This window comes from Anianabacter salinae, assembly GCF_019061145.1.
GTDB classification, from domain to species: Bacteria; Pseudomonadota; Alphaproteobacteria; order Rhodobacterales; family Rhodobacteraceae; genus Anianibacter; species Anianibacter salinarum.
In genome coordinates this window covers 276,415-293,839 of sequence record NZ_JAHQZS010000001.1, presented here as the reverse complement: position 1 = coordinate 293,839, position 17,425 = coordinate 276,415, and the positions used below count along the sequence as shown (strand labels likewise).

The window sequence follows — 17,425 nt, the reverse complement described above, 5'->3', positions numbered from 1 at the left end:
ATGATTTGCCGATAGTGTCGCCTTCGGAGATGGACGGATTTAAGGCTGTCATTGCCTGCTGGGCCGACGCAGCCGCCACATCCTTCGCCTTGGGCGACATCACCTACAAAGAGCTTGCGGAACGGGTAGGCCGTGCGCCCGCCACGCGCGCACCGGTCACTGCCCTGCCAAACGGGGACCGAATCGGCACGATCATCGCGGCGCTTCAGGTGCTCGGCGGTGGCGCGGCGCTGATCGGGCCGGACGGTCCGGCACGCTTCGCACGCCCCGGCGACCTTGTCCTGCCAGTCCGCCGCGCCGATGGAACCCAGAGGCTCGCCCGCTTCCCTCAATCGAACATGATGCGAATGGGGACCGCTCTGGCCGAACGCTTCGGGCTGTCGCCGACGGATCGCGTCTGGACGGACGGATCGCTCGACCAACCGGCGACCTGGCAGATACTGGCTGCGGCATTCGCCGCCGGAGCCCAGATCCTTCAGGAACCCGAGGATGCGACCGTCGCCTGGATGCTGAACGGAGGTCAGGTGCCAGTCGGCGCATCCCTCCGGCTAGCCTACCTCAACGCCCCCCGCCGCGCGCTTGCGGACCTGCAATCGGAACGCCCCGGATTGACTGTGGTCAATGGCCTTCCCCTGCCGGAAGCAGGCGGCCTGCCTGTCTGTTCCGATCCCCGCGATCCCTCCGCCACCGTGCCCACCACTCAGGGGCGTCCGCTGCGGGGCGTGGAAGTAATGATCGTCGATCCGCGCACCGGGATGGACCTGCTGCTGTACCAGACAGGGGAAGTCTGGCTGCGGGGACCGGGCATGACGGTGGGGTTCACAGACGGCTCCACCCCGTTCGAGCCGGGCCGCTACCTGCGATCCGGCGTCCTTGGTCACCTCGACAGCGAAGGGCGCCTTGTCCTTCCCCGGGTCGAAGAGGACATGCTGCGAAACCCGATCTAACGTATATATATTTTCCATTTCTGCATACAATTTGCGCCATTCCATGATACTCTGCACCGACACATCCGAGGCGGGAGGCATGTGATGGCGAGGAAATCAGACCTTACAGTAGACGTTCTTGTGATCGGCTCCGGCGGTGCGGGGCTGACCGCGGCCGCCACGGCCCGCAAGGCAGGCCTCGATGTGCTTGTGGCCGAGAAGGAGGCTGTCTTCGGCGGCACCACCGCCACGTCCGGTGGCGTCATCTGGATCCCCGGAAACAGGCACGCGCAGAAGCTGGGACAGGAGATCGGGATCGACGACACCCTCGCGGACGCGCGCAGATACCTCATGATCGAAGCGGGGCAATATGCCGATGAACCGCGTCTCGATGCCTATCTGAAATACGGCCCCGAGATGGTCGATTTCATAGAGGCGCAGACCGAGGTCCGTTTCCACGCGATGGAGTTTCCCGACTACCACCCCGAAGAAGACGGCGCATCCAGCATCCGCTCGCTTGGCACGCTGGAATACGACGCCTGCAAGATGGGGCCGTTGATGAATTCGCTGAAGGGCGAGCTGCCGCAGACGCTTTTCCTTGGCCTCGCGCTTGGGTCCTCGCTCGAGATGAAGACCTTCATGAAGGCGGGGCGGTCAGCCAAGGCGATGGGCTTTGTGATGAAACGCATGGTCCGGCATTTCCGTGACCTTGCCCGGCACGGATCGTCGCAAAGCATCGTGCGCGGGCGGGCCCTCATCGCGCGGCTGGCGCGAACGCTGTCGGACGATGGCGTGCCCTTCTGGCTGGAAAGCCCGGCGCGCGAGCTGATCGCGGAAGACGGCCGGGTCGTGGGCGCGCGGCTCGCCACGCCCGACGGGATGGTCGAGGTGCGCGCGCGCCACGGCGTGATCCTCGCCGGCGGCGGCTATCCCCGCGACCGCGACCGGCGGCGAGATCATCACCCCGGCGTCACCGCGACGATGGAGCCTGTGCTGCCCGTCCCGATGGGCAACACCGGCGACAGCGCGCGCATGGCCGAGGCTGTCGGCGCGCGGTTCAATGGCCACCTCTCCTCTGCCGCCGCCTGGATGCCGACGTCGAAATTGCCCGGCGCGACCGACGACACCGGCGTCTGGCCGCATCTTGTCGACCGTAATAAACCGGGGTTCCTGATGGTGACACCGGATGGCCGCCGGTTCGTGAACGAATCCGAGAATTACCGCGACCTCGGGCTGCACATGATCGACGCCTTCGAGGAGCGAGGCACCGACACCTGCTGGCTGATCGGAGACCGCCGCGCCATCCGGCGTTGGGGCATCGGCTTTGTCCGCCCCTTCCCGATCCTGCACGGGCACTACGTGCGCAGCGGATACTTGAAGCAGGGCAAGACGCTGAACGACCTCGCGCGGGTCTGCGGCATTGACGCTGTAGAGCTTGAGGCGACCGTGACCCGGTTCAACGGTTTCGCCAGAACCGGCGTCGACGAAGACTTCGGGCGCGGCGCATCGGATTACGACAAGCACCACGGCGACGACGAGAACCGGCCGAACCCCGCGCTTGGCGCGCTGGAGACCGAACCGTTCTACGCGGTGCGCATCTATCCGGGCGAGATCACGTCCTACAAAGGTCTGGCGGTAGACGTGCATGCGCGCGTGCTCGGCCACGACGACCAGCCCATCGCGGGGCTTTATGCGGTGGGCAACGATCAGGCCAACGTCTTCGGCGGTGGCTATCCCGGCGCTGGCGGCACAATCGGGCCGGGCATGGTGTTCGGCTGGCTCGCCGCTAAACACATCGCGGAAAGCGCGGGGCGCGTGCTTCCCGGTGTGCCGCCTGAGGCAAGCGACGTCGCGGCGCAGTAGGCCCTATCCCTTCAGCGCCATGCGCGCCGCGTTGGCCCCGGCCACGCGGCCAAAGATCACCGCGTTGCCGATCGACGCCCCGCCCCCCGCATAGCACGGGCCCGCAAATCCGCCGGTCGTCTCGCCTGCCGCGAACAGGCCCGGCATCCACCGGTCGGCCTGATCCAGCACCCGCGTCTCGGCGTCGATGCGCAGCCCCGTTCCCGTCCAGCACACGATGGCAGGCCGGATGCGTACTCCGTAGAACGGCGGCGTCTCGATGGGGCGCAGGTGAGCAGGGGCCTTGAAATAGGCGCTGTCCTGCCCGGCCCGCGCATCCGCCGAATACCTCTCGGCGGTCGTCACAAGCGTGGCGGGGCGCACCCCGATCCTTTCGGCAAGGTCGGCAAGGGTATCGGCCTTCACGACCGGCCCCTTCGCGGCGAATTCCGCCAGACGGTCGGCGGCCCAGTTGGGCGCCGGGTGCGCTTTGGCATCGGCGCGTGCCGCCTCGTCGAATATGGCAAAGCATTCGCCTGCGGTCTGCGTGGACAGCACCTCGGACAGAACAGAGTATTCGGTGGATTCGTCGATGAACCGCCGCCCTTCGTGGTTCACATGGATGACCCAAGGCGGCAGGTAGCTTTCGACGTCATGGGCAAAGCCCGGCGTCATCAGCAACAGCCCCCGGTCATGGCCGACAAGGTCCGCCCCCGCACGCTGCGCCATTTCCAGCCCGTCACCGCGACATTCATCCGCACCGATATACCACGCAAGCTCACCCTGCTTGGCGGCGGAGGGATAAAGTTCTGCCCAAAGCCTGCGGTTGCTCCCAAACCCGCCAGACGCGATCACCACGGCCCCTGCCCGGATAGCTTCACCGCCGACACGCACGCCAGCAACGCGCCCGTCCTCGATCAACAGGTCTTGCACCCGCGTGTGGGTAGCAAGATCGACGGAGCGCCCCGCAAGGGCACCTTCCAGCACTTCGGCGATCTCGGCCCCGTGCCCCTTGGCGCGATGTCCCCGCCGGATCTTGTCGACGCCAGAGACATAAAGGTTCTCGGCCGGGAAATTCACGCCAAGCCCGACCATCCATTCGAACGTCGGGCCGGACAGATCGCAGTAGCGGCGCACCAGCGCGGGATCGACCTTGTACTGGTTCACCGTCATGTAATAGCCGAACTGGCTGTCGGCATCGTCCTCGACCCCCTCGGCCCGCTGGAGCGACGTGCCCGCGCCCCAGAAGACGCCGCCCGACAGCGCGGTCGATCCGCCCGCCTTTGCCCCCGCCTCGATCAGCAAGACGCGCGCGCCCGCATCTGTCGCTTCGATGGCGGCGGCCAGTCCGGCGCCGCCCGCCCCCACGATGATGACGTCGAAATCGGTGTCAGCCATGGGGCCCTTCCTTTCGGTCCTGCTTCATCATGTCCGCCGCTTTCTCGGCGACCATGATGATCGGAGCGTTGGTATTTCCATGCGGCAGGCGCGGCATCACCGCCCCGTCCACGACGCGCAGGCCACCGATCCCGTGGACGCGCAAACGGGGATCGACCACCGCGCCCGACGCCGGGTCCGGCCCCATCTGGCAGGTGCCGACCGGATGCAGGTTGGCGATGGCCGCGCCGCGCAGCCAAGTCTCGATCTCGTCGTCTGTCGCATGTTCAGCCCCTGGTGCGATCTCGTGGTCCATGTAGGCCGACAGCGCAGGCTGTGACGCGATCCTGCGCACCAGCCTGACCGCACGCACCATGGTGTCGCGGTCGACGGGATCGCGAAAGAAGTTCATCCGGATTTCGGGCGCGGCGGTGGGATCGTTCGATTTCAGCCGGATCGTTCCGGTTGATCTTGGGTCGAGATGCACCGGGCTCATGGTGAAGCCCGGGAAAGGGTGCGCTTTCATGCCAGCGCTGGTGCGCGCCGCAACCGACCACATGTTGGTGTTGATCTGGATGTCGGGGCGGTGCTTATCGGGCGAGGACCGCGCGAATACCCCGGCGAAGATCCCGTTCGACGCCAGCGGCCCCTGCTTGAACAGCACATACTGCGCACCGGCGATCAGTTGCCGCAGGCGGCTGTTGGCCAACTCGTTGATCGTCACCGGCTTGCGGCACCGGAACATGAGAGAGCAGTAGAAATGGTCGCGCAGGTTCTCACCCACGCCGCGCAGGTCATGGACGACCGGCACGCCCCTGTCGTTCAGATGATCCGCCGGGCCAATGCCGGATTGCAGCAGGATTTGGGGCGACCCGAAGGACCCCGCCGACAGGACGACCTCACCCCTCTCGGAGAGACGGACCGTCTCGATCAGGCCCCGGCGACGGTATTCCACGCCGACGGCACGCCGCCCTTCGGTCAGCACCCGCGTCGTCTGGGCACCCGTCACGACGGTCAGGTTGGCGCGCGTGCGCGCCGGTTTCAGATAGGCGCGCGCGGTGGAATGGCGGCGCCGGTCCTTCGTCGTGGTCTGGAAATACCCGGCCCCGTCCTGCGTCGGACCGTTGAAGTCCGGATTGCGCGGCAGGCCCGCCTCGCAGGCCGCGGCGACGATGGCATCCGCCACCTCGGACCCGCCCGCCTGATCGGAGACGTGCAGCGGCCCGCCGGTGCCGTGCAGGTCATCGGTCCCGCGCGCGTTGTCCTCGGCCTTGCGGAAGTAGGGCAGCACATCATCCCAGCCCCAGCCGGTATTCCCCAGCTGCCGCCAGCCGTCATAGTCCTCGGGGTGGCCGCGGATGTAGAGCATACCGTTGATCGCCGACGAGCCGCCCAGCACCTTGCCGCGCGGCTGATACATCCGGCGGTCGTTGAGTTCGGCCTCTGGCTCGGTCTCGAACATCCAGTTCACCTTCGGGTCGGTAAACAGCATCGGATAGCCCATGGGCGGCGTGATCCAGAACGCGGTATCCTCCGGCCCCGCCTCCAGCAGCAAGACGCGGGCATCGGGTATTTCCGACAGGCGCGCAGCCATCACCGCCCCGCCCGATCCGGCGCCTACGACAATGTAGTCGTAGTTGGTCACGCCGCACCCGTGATCTTGTCGATCTCGATCAGGTCGGCGTCGCCCAGCACCCAGCCGGTCGCGGCCACGTTCGCCTCGATCTGGGCGGGCTTGGTCGCGCCTGCCATGACACTGGCCACGGTGGGACGGGTCAGTAGCCACGAGAAGGCGAGTTCGACCAACGTCCGCCCCTGCGCCGCGCAGAACGCGGCAAGTTTCTCGGTCTTGTCCCAGTTCTCGTCCGTCAGGTAGCGCCCGGCCATCCCTTCGAGCTTGGCGAAGCGGCTGCCTTCGGGGATTGCGTCACGCTTGTATTTCCCGGTCAGAAGCCCGCTCGCCAGCGGAAAATACGGCAGGAACCCGATACCATATGCCTGAAGCGCCGGGATCAGCGCCGCCTCATTCCCGCGCTTCAGCAGGCTCAGTTCGGCCTGCGCCCCGATGAACCGGTTGGTGCCAAGCTCGCGCGCGATGTAGTCCGCTTCGACCACCTCCCACGCCGCAAGATTGCAACAGCCGATATAGCGCACCTTGCCCGCACGGATCAGGTCATCCAGCGCGCGAAGCGTCTCGTCGATGGGCGTATCGGGGTCGGACCAGTGAAGCTGGTAGAAATCGACATAATCCGTCTTCAGTCGCCTCAGGCTTTCGTCGAAGGCGCGCAGGATATTGGCGCGGCTGCCGCCTTTCGATCCGTCCGGCATCTTCAGCCCGGCCTTTGTCGCAAGGACGATGTCCTTGCGCCGGTCTCCCAGAACCTCGCCAAGGATCGTCTCTGACCCGCCGCCGTCGCCGTAGACGTTCGCGGTATCGAAGAACGTGATCCCCGCGCCGATGGCCGCGTCGATCACCGCGCGGCTGTCCTCGAGCCCGATGGTCCAGCCGAAGTTGTTGCAGCCGAGGCCCACGGTAGAGACCTTGAGGCCCGAGCGGCCCAGATTGCGATAGTCCATGGCGCGCTCCTCAGATGTTCATGGCCCGGCCATAGGCGGCCATGACGGCCTCTTTCATGACCTCGGAAATGGTCGGATGCGGATAGATCGTGTCGATGATCTCGGCCTCGGTCGTTTCCAGTTCCATCGCGGTCGCGAAGCCGTGGATCAGTTCCGTCACCTCTGGCCCGGCAAGGTGCGCGCCGATCAACTCACCGGTGTCGGCGTCAAAGATTACCTTGGCCATGCCCTGATCTTCGCCCATGGCGATGGCCTTGCCGTTGGCGAGGAACGGGAACCTGCCGATCCTGACCTTCCGACCGCTGTCCGTGGCCTGAGCCTCGGTCAGGCCGATGGAGGCGACCTGCGGATCGCAATAGGTGCAGCCGGGGATACGGTTGCGGTTCAGCGGATGCACCGCCTCGCCCGCGATGGCCTCAACGCACAGGGCCGCCTCATGCTCGGCCTTGTGGGCCAGCATCGGCGCACCGGTGATGTCGCCGATGGCATAAAGGCCCGCGACGGACGTCGCCCCGGCGCCGGTCGTTGGGATCAGGCCGTTCTCAAGCGTGAGCCCGATGCTTTCCAGTCCCAGCCCCTCGGTATTGGCGACGACGCCCGCAGCGGAAATCACCCGCTCCACGGTCAGCGTATCGCCCCCTGCGAGTGATAGCGTCACGTCTTTCTTGCCGGTCTTCGCAGCTTCGATCTTCGTGCCCGTCCGGAACGCGATCCCCCGCTTTTCCAGCGCCTTCTGCATGAAGGCCGACACTTCGGCATCTTCGGCGGGCAGGATGCGGTCGACCATCTCGATCACCGTGACTTCTGTGCCCATCGCGGCGTAGAAGCTGGCGAATTCAACGCCGATGGCCCCCGACCCGATGATGGCAAGGCTTTTCGGCACGCTTGAGGGCTTGAGCGCCTCGAAATAGGTCCAGATGCGGTCGCCGTCCGGGTCCAGCCCCGGCAAGACGCGAGGACGAGCGCCGGTGGCTATGATGACGTGGGCTGCGGTGTAAGTGCCGTGCAGCTTCACGCCCTTGGGCGCGGGTGCCTGCGGCTCGACCGCCGGCTTGTCCGCCGCGCCGACCTCGACGGTTCCGGGCGCAGTTAGCCGTGCCTGCCCCCAGATCACGTCCACCTTGTTCTTGCGCAGCAGCATCGCCACACCGCCGTTCATCCGCTCCGCGATCCCGCGTGAGCGCTTGACGATTGCCGCGATGTCCGGCGTGGCCTTGCCCGACAGCGAGATCCCGAAATCGCTGGCGTGCTGCATATGCGTCAGCATCTCGGCGGACCGCAGCATCGCCTTGGTCGGGATGCAGCCCCAGTTGGAACAGATGCCGCCCAGATGCTCGCGCTCGACCACGGCGGCCTTCAGGCCCAGTTGCGCCGCGCGGATCGCTGCGGTGTAGCCGCCCGGGCCACCGCCGATGACGAGGATGTCGTAGTCTGCCATGATTATCGTCCCTTGAACTCGGGCTTGCGCCGCGCTGTGAAGGCCGCGACGCCTTCGCGAAAATCCTCGCTTTGCGCCGCCGCCACAAATGCAGCGCGTTCGGCGGTCAGCTGATCGGCCAACATGCTGTGCGGGGCGGCGTCGATCAGCCGTCGGAACCGCCCGAAGCTGGCGGTCGGCCCTGTGGCGACGCGGGCGGCCAGCGCGCGCGCGGTGCCATCGACCTCATCCGCAGGACAGAGCCGGGACACCAGCCCCGCACCCTGAGCCTCAATCGCCGTAAGCGGCGCCCCGGTCAGCATCATGTCCATCACGCGCGCGCGGCCCAGCCGGTGGGTCAGGAACCACGAGCCTCCGCAATCGGGCACGCCCGCCACCTGGTCGTAGGCCATGACAAATGTCGCTCCCTCATCAGCCACGACGACATCGGCATTGGCGACAAGCGACAGCCCGGCGCCTGCCGCCACGCCGCGCACGGCCGCGATCACCGGGGCGTCGTTCTCGCGCAGCGCAAGGATCGCGGGGTTCAACACCGCGCGCAACGCGTCTACCACCTCGTGCCCACGCGCAGGGTCAGCCGCCATCGCCGAGACGTCGCCGCCCGCGACAAAGGCGCGGCCTTCGCCCGACAGCAGGATCGCGCGGATTTCGGGATCACCCGCCACATCTGCCACGGCCGCCGCAAAGGCCTCGGCCACCGGCAGGCTCAACGCGTTCAGGGCTTCGGGCCGGTTGAACCGCAGCTCGGCCACCGCGCCGGTCTTCGTCAGTTTCACAAGATCGGTGATGTCTTTATCCTCATACCCGTTCGATGAGCATCGCCATGCCCTGACCGCCCCCAAGGCACATGGTCAGCATGGCAAAGGTCCCATCCGTTTCGTGCAGATGCTGCGCCGCGGTCATTGCCATCCGCAGTCCGGTGACCGCAGGCGGGTGCCCCAGCGAAATGCCCCCGCCATAGAGGTTGTGGCGGTCGCGCGGGATGCCGAGTTCGGCCTCGGCATGCAGGTTCACGACGGCGAACGCCTCGTTCACCTCGAAATAGTCGATGTCGCCGATGCCCATCCCGGTTTCGGCAAGCACCGCCCGCACGGCGGGAACGGGGCCGATCCCCATGATCTCGGGCGGCACGCCGACGGCTTTCCACGCCTTTACGCGAAAGGCGTTCGCAGGCGTTGTCGTGCCCGGGGCGCAAGCGATCATCGCCGCAGCGCCGTCGGTCACTCCGCTTGCGTTGCCCGCAGTCACACGGCCGCCGTCCCGAAACGCCGGCCGCAGGCTGGCCAGCTTGGTCAGAACCGCGTCTTCGCGAGGGCTTTCGTCCTCTGCCAGCATCGGCATTGGTGCGATCTGCCGCGCGAGAAACCAGCGCGACCCAAGCGCGCGGGCCTGGCTCATGGCTGCCCATTCGTCCATCGCCGCGCGGGAATAGCCGTGGCGATCCGCAAGCGTCTCTGCGGTGTCGCCCATGTATTCCTGACTGAAGGGACAGCGATAGGCCCAGTCCAGCATGTCCTCGAACACCCGCCCGCCGCGCGCCGCGTTCCAGCGCAGGTCCGACACGACATGTGGCACGCGTGAGAACGCCTCTGCCCCTGCGACGACGGACAGGCGGCTTTGCCCGTCCGCGATCTGCTGCGCGGCAGAGAGGATGGCCTGAAGGCCCGACGCGCAGGCACGGGTGACACACAGGGCGGGCGCGGTTTCAGGCAAACCGGCCCGCATCGCGACGACGCGGGCGGCGAACAGGCTGTCCCGATCCGTCGGCACAGTGGTGGAGAACACGCAATGATCGACGTCGCCCGGATCGACCGCCGCCGCAGTCAAGCTGGCACGGATCGCATGGGCGGCCTGATTGGCAAGCGGCACATCGCGCAGCGCCCCGCCGAAATTGCCCAGGGGCGTCCGCTGCCCCGCGCCGATGATAACGTCACCGGGCAACATTGCGTGTCCTCTGGCGCGTCTCGGGCATCATTGGCCTTCATCCTCCCGCTTTTTGTATACTGATTTTCCGTCTTGTGTGTAAAGAAGCCATTTTTTGTATTCAAGGCGTGACTGGATATTCTTGTTGAATTGTAAATGTTTATCGCATTTCTCAAGGTGTGATTGGCCGAATTCTCTGAGCCGATCCCTTGCAAATGGACAGGAAGTCGTATTCTCTGTATACGGAAATCGAAGGGTCGAACGAGGCCGGAATCATCGGGAGGAACAGGCATGGATCTTGGCCTGAAAGGTAAGAAGGCAATCGTCACCGGGGGCACCAAGGGCATTTGCCGGGCGCTTCTGGACATTCTCGTCGCCGAAGGCTGCGACATCGCCTTCTGCGCACGCTCCGAGGACGACGTGAAGCGGACCGTTGGCGAGTTGGAAGGCAACGGCGTCAAGGTCATTGGCGGCACGGCCAACGTGAAAGAGGTCGAAGGCTACCAGCAGTGGCTCAAGGACGCCGCCGAGGAACTGGGCGGCTGCGACATCTTCGTGCCAGGCGTTTCTGCTGGGGGCGGCATGGAGGGTGAAAAGAGCTGGTACAAGGCGTTCGAGATCGACCTCATGGGCTGCGTGCGCGGCTTCGACGCGCTGTTCCCCTACATGAAGGCTTCGGGCAACGCGTCTGTCGTGTTCATCTCGACAACGGCTGCGGTCGAGACCTTCATCGCCCCGATGCCCTACAACTCGATCAAGGCGTCGCTGATCACCTATGCCAAGCAGATGAGCCAGTTTCACGGCAAGCGCGGCATCCGGTTCAACGTTGTCTCGCCAGGGCCGATCCTGATCGAGGGCGGCAGCTGGGACCAGATCCGCCAGTCGGACGAGGCGTTCTTCAACTCGATCCTCGCGCAGCAGCCCGACGGGCGCATGGGCGAGGCTGACGAAGTTGCCAAGTGCATCGCCTTCCTCGCCTCCGACGCGGCAAGCTGGGTGACGGGGACGAACCTGATCGTGGACGGCGGCTTTACCAAGCGCGTGCAGTTCTGACCGGACATGGTCATCCGCTATGACGCGCCTCTGAACCTGCTGGTTTCAACCAAGGGGCACCCTTTCGACAAGCCGGCCTTTTTCGGCATGTTCGACGACATGCGCGGGATGACCTGGACCCATGTGGAGCAGCCCGCCACGGCGGCGCTCATGTCACCAGAGGGCGCGTCGGACTTCGATGCGCTCTTGTTCTACGACGTGCCGGGGCTTCAGTTCAAAACGCCCAAAGCGCCGAACCTGATCGAGCCGTCCGAGACGTTCAAGACCGGGTTCCGGGGCCTTCTGAACGCGGGCAAGCCGATGGTGTTCCTGCACCACGCGGTCGCGGGCTGGCCCCTGTGGGACGACTATGCAGAAGCGATCGGCACCCGGTTCTTCTACCAGCCGGGGCGCTACAAGGGGCGCGCGTATCCCGACAGCGGCTACCTGTTCCCGGTGGACTTCACCCTGACGCCCGAGGGCGACCATCCGGTGACGCAAGGTCTGGGCAGCTTCACGCTGACCGACGAGCTGTATCTGATGGACATGCTCGAGGACGACATCGTTCCGCTGCTGCGCGCCGACTACGCCTTCGAGCAGGCGAATTTCTATTCCGCCGCCAACGCGCTGGAAGCGCGGATGTGGACGCGGGATGGCTGGGACCACGGCCCCGGCACCAATCTGATCGCATGGGCTCGGGCGGCGGGCAATTCGCCCACCGTGACGATCCTGTGCGGCAACGATGCCGGAACCTACGGCAACGAGAATTTCCGCAAGCTGCTGCGCAACGCGATCGACTGGGTGACCAGCGAAGACGCGGCACAGTGGGCCAAGGCCCGCTGACGCCCGCGCGCGAGGAGGCACGATGAAAGACGCAAGCGACACCGTTCTGGCAGCGGGGAACGCAACAGCAGCCACGATGCTGGCCAAGGCCGCGCGGGAGTGGCCTGACACCACCGCGATCATCGTTGATGACGAGCGCCTGACATGGTCCGAGCTCTATGCCGAAGCCAGGCACTGGGCGCGGGCGCTACGGGGTGCAGGGGTCGCCCCCGGTGCCCATGTCGGCGTCCTGATGCCCAACTGCATGGACTATGTCCGCCTGTTCTACGCCGCAGGCATGGTCGGGGCTGTCACCCTGACCATCAACGCGCGGTTCAAGGACGGCGATCTTGCCTACGCGGTCCACCATTCCGACATGGACGTGTTGCTCATCGGTGGCCATGCCCTGCCGCACATGGATTTCCGCACGATGCTGACGCGGATCTTTCCCGACCTCGACATCTGGAACGGCGGACCGCTCGACCTGGAAGAGGCGCCGCGCCTGCGCGCGGTCTACAACCTATCCGACGCGCGCGAAAAGGCATGGCCGACGCGCGAGACGTTCCTGCAAGGCGCCGATGCCGTGCCCGAGGCCCGGATCGACGCCCTGATGGCCAGCACATCGCCGGATGACCACGCCCTGATGATGTATTCCTCGGGCACGACGGCGCATCCCAAGGCCTGCATGCTGACGCACCGCACCCTGTCGATGATCGGGCAAAGCTTTGCCGAGCGGTTCGAGTTGACCGCTGCGGACAGCGTCATGAACCCGCTGCCGTTCTTCCACATGTCCACGATGCTGCCGATGGCCGCCTGCCGCGCCTCGGGGGCGACCCAGATCTGCACGGCGCATTTCGACGCGGGTCGGACACTGGAACAGATGGAGGCCGAGCGCGTGAGTTTCGGCTACCTGTCCTTCCCGACGCTGGTGAACCAGGTGATCCAGCACCCCGACTTCCGAACGCGCGACCTGTCGGCCCTGCGCTATCTGCACACGGTCGGACCTGCCGACCTTATGGAGAAGTACACCCGCGCCTTCCCGTCCGCGCAATACGTCAACGCCTACGGCCTGACAGAGGCGACGGGGGTGTGCTGCTACACCGACCCGCGCGACACGCCCAAGGATGCCACGCGTGTCTCGGGGCGCGTGTTCGACGGGGTCAAGGCCAAGGCAGTCGATCCGGCGACCGGCAAGGATGTCGCCCCGGGCGAGCGGGGCGAAATCTGGATCGGTGGGTTCTGCCTCTTCGACGGATACTACAAGGACGCCAAGAAGACCGCCGAGACGCTGGTCGATGATGGCAAATGGCTGCGCACCGGCGACATGGGCTATGTCTCAATCGACGGGCACATCGTCTATGACGGGCGCCTCAAGGACATGCTCAAGATCGGGGGCGAGAATGTCGCCGCCTTGGAGATCGAGACCTATCTGTGCTCACATCCCGACATCCAGATCGCGCAGGTGATCGGGGTCGAGGATGACCACCTGTTCGAGGTGGCTGCGGCCTATGTGGAACTTGTGCCCGGCTCTGCCCTGAGCGGCGAAGAGATCGTCGCCTACTGCATCGATCATATCGCCAGCTACAAGATCCCGCGCTATGTGCGGATCGTCGAAAGCTGGCCCATGTCGACGACGAAGATCCAGAAATTCAAGCTTTCGCGTGACTTCGCGCGGGCGGACAAGATCGACCCGAAGACCGTCGCCCGCGCGTCCTGACCCGCCAAGGTCACTCCGCCGTTCGCGCCGCCTTCGTAGCCTTGGCCGCCGCCACGATCTCGGCGTTCGTCGGGTTACGCCGAAGCGTCACGCCGCCGTTCACCTGCAACACCTCGCCGGTGATGAAACAGCCGTCCGAGCACAGCCAAGTGATCGCCTCGGCGGTGTCTTGCAGCGTGCCGACCCGGCCCAGCGGGTATTCCTTTTCAAAGGCCCCCACGACCGCCGGGTTCCTTGCCGCCCGTTCGGTCATCGGTGACGCGGTGAAACCGGGCGCGACGCTGTTGGCCCGGATGCCGCGCGCCCCGAACTCGTTGGCAATGCAGCGGATGACGTGATCCATGCCAGCCTTGGTTCCCATGTAGGCCGCGTGGTCGTCCATCATGATCTTGGCGGTGGCCGAGGACACCTGCACCACCGCGCCCCCGTCGGCCATCTCGCGCAGCACGGCCTGAAAGAACTGGAACGGCCCGGTGAACTGAAGCGCCGCCATCTTCTCAAGCTCTGCCCGCGTGTTGTCGAGGAACGGCGTGAGCAGCCCCCAGCCGGTGCAGTTCACCGCCAGATCGACGCCGCCGAACGCATCGACGCAGCGCCCGACCATTGCAGCCAGTTGCGCCTCGTCGGTGATATCGCAGATCGCCCACGCCCCGCCGATGTCCTTGGCCAAGGCCTTGAGCGGCTCCTCGTGGCGCCCTGCCACCAGCACCTTCACGCCCTCGGCAGCGAACTGGCGGGCGGTGACCTGGCCAAGGTTCCCGGCGGCTGCGGCCCCCAGAATGATCGCACGTTTGTCCTGCAGTCTTCCGGTCATCGTGTCCTCCTCAGACATCGGGGATCGGCCAGTCCTCGCGGATCGGCACATTGCCATCCCAGTCGGCCGCGGCCTTCTGGATCTGGCGAAAAATGGATTGGCGGGCCGGCGTGTACTCCGTCACCTCATGGGCGAAGTGCGGTCGGTCCGGGTGTTCGAAATAGGCGATACGGCCCAATCCGGTACAGGCGTCAAAGACCTGCCGGAACCCGCAGGCCTGCGCCCGGGCAGCCACCGCATCGACGTCCGAGACCCAGGACGACGTGCTGTGCGGCACCAGTACGTCGCCGAAGCGTTCCAGAAAGCGCGAGTAGAGCGTAGGAGCCGCGCTTTTCTGCACGATCACTTCAAGCTGCAGGCCGCCGCTATAGGCCAGTGCGGCATCAACAACCACCTGCGTGGCCACTCCGTCGATGTGGCAATCGGGCACTTCGAAGTCGCGCTTGACGAACCACGGTCCGACCCCGAGTCTCCCGGCAAGATGGCCGAGCGCACCATCGAGATCCGCGCTCACATAGGCGATCTGCCGGGTGTCGCCAAAGATGTTGGCCATATTCTCACCCTCAGTTTCGTATACTCTTGCAGCTTTTTCTGCATACAAAAACCCCTGATTTGAAGGTCGGGTCTTGGAGGGCTCTGCATCGGGCGTGCAACATCTGGCCGGGTCACACACGAAACCGGCCGCAAGCAGCGCATAGTTCTGGATCAACGCGTATTCGCAATGTTATGATAAAAAACACAGATGAAAATCAGATCACTGCGGAAAGGGCTGATCGCCAATGGCCAAAACTTCGGGCGTGACTCACGCGCAAACGGTTCGACTTGCCCTGGAAGACGACATCTTTACGGGACGGCTGGCTCCAGGAGCGTCGCTTGACGAAGAAGCCTTGGCTCGACGGTTTTCGGTTTCACGGACTCCCGTTCGCGAAGCAATGCTGCAACTCATCCAGTCCGGCCTGGTAGAAAAGCGCCCGCGCCAAGGCGCCATCGTCGCCCAAATCGACTTGTCGGACATGATCCGTCTGTTCGAGGTCATGTCCGAACTCGAAGGCATTTGCGCGAAATTCGCGGCCCGGCGCATGACGCCCAAGGAACGCAGCGCCCTGCGCAAGCTGCACGAGGCATCGGAAGCCGCCTACCAGGCCGACAAGCACGACGAATACTATCACCTCAGCCGCAAGTTTCACCTGATGGTGATCGAAGGAACCCACAATCACGAGCTGATCGAGACGACCAATCGCCTGGGGATCAAGCTGGTGCCCTACCGGCGGTTCCAGTTGTCCTATCCGGGCCGCTCCGAGAACAACTTGCGTGACCATGAATTCATCATGGAGGCGATCTGCGCCGGTGAATATGAGAAGGCCGCAGACCTGTTCCGCAAGCACACGAACGTGCAGGGTGACGTTCTTGCCGAATACATCGCACTCGGGGATCGGGACGCCGGCAAGTTGAGATCGGCGGGCTGAATCCACAATGCCAGAATTGGGAAAGCCGCCGGGGAGGAGAGTCCGGCGGCTTTCCTTGATCGCGAGCGCCTAGGAGACGAGTTTGAGCGGCGCTTCGACCAATTCCTTGAGCGTCGACAGAAATTGTGCGGCCAACGCTCCATCGACGGCCCGGTGGTCCGATGACAACGTGACCGACAGGACGCTGACGAACCCGACACCGCCGTCTGTCTCGCGCGCTTCGCGGCGGGGGCCGCCCACGGCAAGGATCGCGGCCTGTGGCGGATTGACGATCGCGTCGAACGCGCGGACCCCGAACATGCCGAGATTGGACAGGGTAAAGGTGCCGCCGCTCAGATCCTCTGCCGTCAGGCTGCGGTCTCGTGCGCGCGTGGCCAGGTCCTTTGCCTCTGCCGCAATGTCGCGCAATCCTCGGCTGGCGACATTGCGCACGACGGGCGTGACAAGCCCGCCCTCTATCGCCACGGCCATGGCGATATCGGCCTGATCGTACGGCGTGATCCCGGTCTCGGTAACGTGCACATTCACGTCCGGATGCTTCATCAGGGCCAGTCCGCAGGCCTTGAGCAGCAGGTCGTTGACCGAAACCTTCGGATCATCGTCCTCGGCCGCGCCGTTCAGGCTGCGGCGCAGGTCCGTCAGCGCATCGATCTCGATGTCCATGGTCGTGTAGAAATGCGGGACCGTCTGCTTGGAGTGGGTCAGCGCCCTCGCAATGGATTTGCGCATCCCGGTGAACGGCTGTTCGGCCCCGGCCCGCCCAGGGCCAGCGGACGGCGCGAGCGCCCCACGCGCAGCCGGTGCGGGCCGGGTCCAAAGCCCTGCGGCGATGGCGGCATCCTGCACATCCCCCAGCGACACACGGCCCTTTCGCCCTGTGCCAGTCACCCCCGCAAGACCGACGCCAACTTCATTGGCGAACTTGCGCGCGATCGGGCTGGCATGGACCGAGGCGTTCTCGGCCCGGATCTCGTCGGGGCTGCGTTCAGGCGCCTTGCCCGAAGCGCGGGCCACGTCATCCTTCATCACCTTGCCGCCCCGGCCCGTGCCCTGCACCGATCCGATATCGACACCGCTCGACTGCGCGGCCCGCTTGGCAAGCGGCGTGGCCTTGACGGCTTTCGCAGGCGCGGCCGCGGGTTCGTCCCTCGCGGGCGCCTCGGCCTTTTCCTCGTCCGCGGGATCGAACGACGCGTCCACCGGCTTGTAATCGCTGATGAAGCCTTCGATCGCGGCATCGTCCACCGACGCATCCGCCATGACGGCGATCAGCGTGCCGACCGCAACCGTTTCGCCCGCCGGCACCAGAATGCGCCGCAGCGTGCCGCCCTGATCCAGTTCGACGGCGTTGACGATCTTGTCGGTCTCGATATCGACAAGTTCTGCGCCCTTCTCGGCTTTATCGCCCTCGTTCAGGTGCCATCCGGTCACCGTCCCTTCGGACATCTCCAGACCCCATTTCGGGAGTGTGATCGGTGTAATCTCGGTCAT

Annotated in this window: 15 protein-coding genes; 6 read left to right on the top strand and 9 right to left on the bottom strand. The window is 65.4% G+C overall.

What is annotated here, in order from left to right:
* The first annotated feature begins 29 nt into the window (after positions 1–29).
* Together KTJ87_RS01515 and KTJ87_RS01510 are read left to right on the top strand one after the other, a co-directional pair.
* The gene (locus KTJ87_RS01515) at positions 30–947 is read left to right on the top strand and encodes an AMP-binding protein (RefSeq protein WP_267137297.1); all 918 of its coding nucleotides are present in this window, start codon (positions 30–32) and stop codon (positions 945–947) included.
* A gap of 84 nt (positions 948–1,031) precedes the next feature.
* On the top strand, positions 1,032–2,789 hold the full coding sequence (locus KTJ87_RS01510) for an FAD-dependent oxidoreductase (protein ID WP_267137296.1): 1,758 nt from the start codon (positions 1,032–1,034) through the stop codon (positions 2,787–2,789).
* A gap of 3 nt (positions 2,790–2,792) precedes the next feature.
* Here KTJ87_RS01510 and KTJ87_RS01505 read toward each other — a convergent pair whose 3' ends face one another.
* From KTJ87_RS01505 to KTJ87_RS01480, 6 genes are read right to left on the bottom strand one after another with little or no spacing between them, the layout of a single operon-like run.
* A complete protein-coding gene (locus KTJ87_RS01505) occupies positions 2,793–4,166 on the bottom strand; it encodes an FAD-dependent oxidoreductase (RefSeq protein WP_267137295.1) in 1,374 nt (457 codons plus the stop codon).
* Positions 4,159–5,790, bottom strand: a complete 1,632-nt coding sequence (locus KTJ87_RS01500) for a GMC family oxidoreductase (RefSeq protein ID WP_267137294.1) — start codon at positions 5,788–5,790, stop codon at positions 4,159–4,161. Before KTJ87_RS01500 ends, KTJ87_RS01505 begins: the two co-directional genes overlap by 8 nt.
* Positions 5,787–6,722, bottom strand: coding sequence for an aldo/keto reductase (locus tag KTJ87_RS01495; protein WP_267137293.1), 936 nt, complete (start codon positions 6,720–6,722; stop codon positions 5,787–5,789). Before KTJ87_RS01495 ends, KTJ87_RS01500 begins: the two co-directional genes overlap by 4 nt.
* Positions 6,723–6,732: 10 nt before the next feature.
* Entirely contained in the window at positions 6,733–8,160 is a 1,428-nt protein-coding gene (lpdA, locus tag KTJ87_RS01490; RefSeq protein WP_267137292.1) for a dihydrolipoyl dehydrogenase, read from the bottom strand.
* A 2-nt stretch (positions 8,161–8,162) separates the two neighbouring features.
* The gene (locus KTJ87_RS01485; protein ID WP_267137291.1) at positions 8,163–8,936 is read right to left on the bottom strand and encodes an enoyl-CoA hydratase-related protein; all 774 of its coding nucleotides are present in this window, start codon (positions 8,934–8,936) and stop codon (positions 8,163–8,165) included.
* Positions 8,937–8,958: 22 nt separating this feature from the next.
* Positions 8,959–10,101: a thiolase family protein gene (locus KTJ87_RS01480; RefSeq protein WP_267137290.1), complete on the bottom strand. Its 1,143-nt coding sequence runs from the start codon at positions 10,099–10,101 to the stop codon at positions 8,959–8,961.
* A gap of 273 nt (positions 10,102–10,374) precedes the next feature.
* On the opposite strand from KTJ87_RS01480, the gene KTJ87_RS01475 reads away from it, so the two are divergent.
* From KTJ87_RS01475 to KTJ87_RS01465, 3 genes are read left to right on the top strand one after another with little or no spacing between them, the layout of a single operon-like run.
* A complete protein-coding gene (locus tag KTJ87_RS01475) occupies positions 10,375–11,136 on the top strand; it encodes an SDR family NAD(P)-dependent oxidoreductase (RefSeq protein WP_267137289.1) in 762 nt (253 codons plus the stop codon).
* Between the two features lie 6 nt (positions 11,137–11,142).
* Positions 11,143–11,958, top strand: a complete 816-nt coding sequence (locus tag KTJ87_RS01470; protein ID WP_267137288.1) for a ThuA domain-containing protein — start codon at positions 11,143–11,145, stop codon at positions 11,956–11,958.
* A gap of 22 nt (positions 11,959–11,980) precedes the next feature.
* Positions 11,981–13,654, top strand: coding sequence for an AMP-binding protein (locus KTJ87_RS01465; protein WP_267137287.1), 1,674 nt, complete (start codon positions 11,981–11,983; stop codon positions 13,652–13,654).
* A gap of 10 nt (positions 13,655–13,664) precedes the next feature.
* Here KTJ87_RS01465 and KTJ87_RS01460 read toward each other — a convergent pair whose 3' ends face one another.
* Positions 13,665–14,468 carry an SDR family oxidoreductase gene (locus tag KTJ87_RS01460; protein ID WP_267137286.1) on the bottom strand — a complete coding sequence of 268 codons (804 nt, stop codon included), beginning with the start codon at positions 14,466–14,468 and terminating at the stop codon, positions 13,665–13,667.
* Positions 14,469–14,478: 10 nt separating this feature from the next.
* Positions 14,479–15,021 (bottom strand): VOC family protein, encoded by a 543-nt coding sequence (locus tag KTJ87_RS01455; RefSeq protein WP_267137285.1) that lies wholly within the window; start codon positions 15,019–15,021, stop codon positions 14,479–14,481.
* A gap of 226 nt (positions 15,022–15,247) precedes the next feature.
* Between KTJ87_RS01455 and KTJ87_RS01450 the strand changes: the two genes are divergently transcribed.
* Positions 15,248–15,934: a GntR family transcriptional regulator gene (locus KTJ87_RS01450; protein ID WP_267137284.1), complete on the top strand. Its 687-nt coding sequence runs from the start codon at positions 15,248–15,250 to the stop codon at positions 15,932–15,934.
* A 69-nt stretch (positions 15,935–16,003) separates the two neighbouring features.
* Here the strand turns inward: KTJ87_RS01450 and KTJ87_RS01445 are convergent, their stop codons facing one another.
* Positions 16,004–17,425 carry a 2-oxo acid dehydrogenase subunit E2 gene (locus KTJ87_RS01445; RefSeq protein WP_267137283.1) on the bottom strand — a complete coding sequence of 474 codons (1,422 nt, stop codon included), beginning with the start codon at positions 17,423–17,425 and terminating at the stop codon, positions 16,004–16,006.

What these genes read in the sequence shown, in the direction of transcription:
- KTJ87_RS01470 (WP_267137288.1), top strand. Translation starts at nt 11,143, where the DNA reads ATGGTCATCCGCTATGACGCGCCTCTGAACCTGCTGGTTTCAACCAAG.
- KTJ87_RS01475 (WP_267137289.1), top strand. Translation starts at nt 10,375, where the DNA reads ATGGATCTTGGCCTGAAAGGTAAGAAGGCAATCGTCACCGGGGGCACC.
- KTJ87_RS01450 (WP_267137284.1), top strand. Translation starts at nt 15,248, where the DNA reads ATGGCCAAAACTTCGGGCGTGACTCACGCGCAAACGGTTCGACTTGCC.
- KTJ87_RS01495 (WP_267137293.1), bottom strand. Translation starts at nt 6,722, where the DNA reads ATGGACTATCGCAATCTGGGCCGCTCGGGCCTCAAGGTCTCTACCGTG.
- KTJ87_RS01505 (WP_267137295.1), bottom strand. Translation starts at nt 4,166, where the DNA reads ATGGCTGACACCGATTTCGACGTCATCATCGTGGGGGCGGGCGGCGCC.
- lpdA (WP_267137292.1), bottom strand. Translation starts at nt 8,160, where the DNA reads ATGGCAGACTACGACATCCTCGTCATCGGCGGTGGCCCGGGCGGCTAC.
- KTJ87_RS01515 (WP_267137297.1), top strand. Translation starts at nt 30, where the DNA reads ATGGACGGATTTAAGGCTGTCATTGCCTGCTGGGCCGACGCAGCCGCC.
- KTJ87_RS01445 (WP_267137283.1), bottom strand. Translation starts at nt 17,425, where the DNA reads ATGACCGAGATTACACCGATCACACTCCCGAAATGGGGTCTGGAGATG.
- KTJ87_RS01455 (WP_267137285.1), bottom strand. Translation starts at nt 15,021, where the DNA reads ATGGCCAACATCTTTGGCGACACCCGGCAGATCGCCTATGTGAGCGCG.
- KTJ87_RS01460 (WP_267137286.1), bottom strand. Translation starts at nt 14,468, where the DNA reads ATGACCGGAAGACTGCAGGACAAACGTGCGATCATTCTGGGGGCCGCA.
- KTJ87_RS01465 (WP_267137287.1), top strand. Translation starts at nt 11,981, where the DNA reads ATGAAAGACGCAAGCGACACCGTTCTGGCAGCGGGGAACGCAACAGCA.
- KTJ87_RS01510 (WP_267137296.1), top strand. Translation starts at nt 1,032, where the DNA reads ATGGCGAGGAAATCAGACCTTACAGTAGACGTTCTTGTGATCGGCTCC.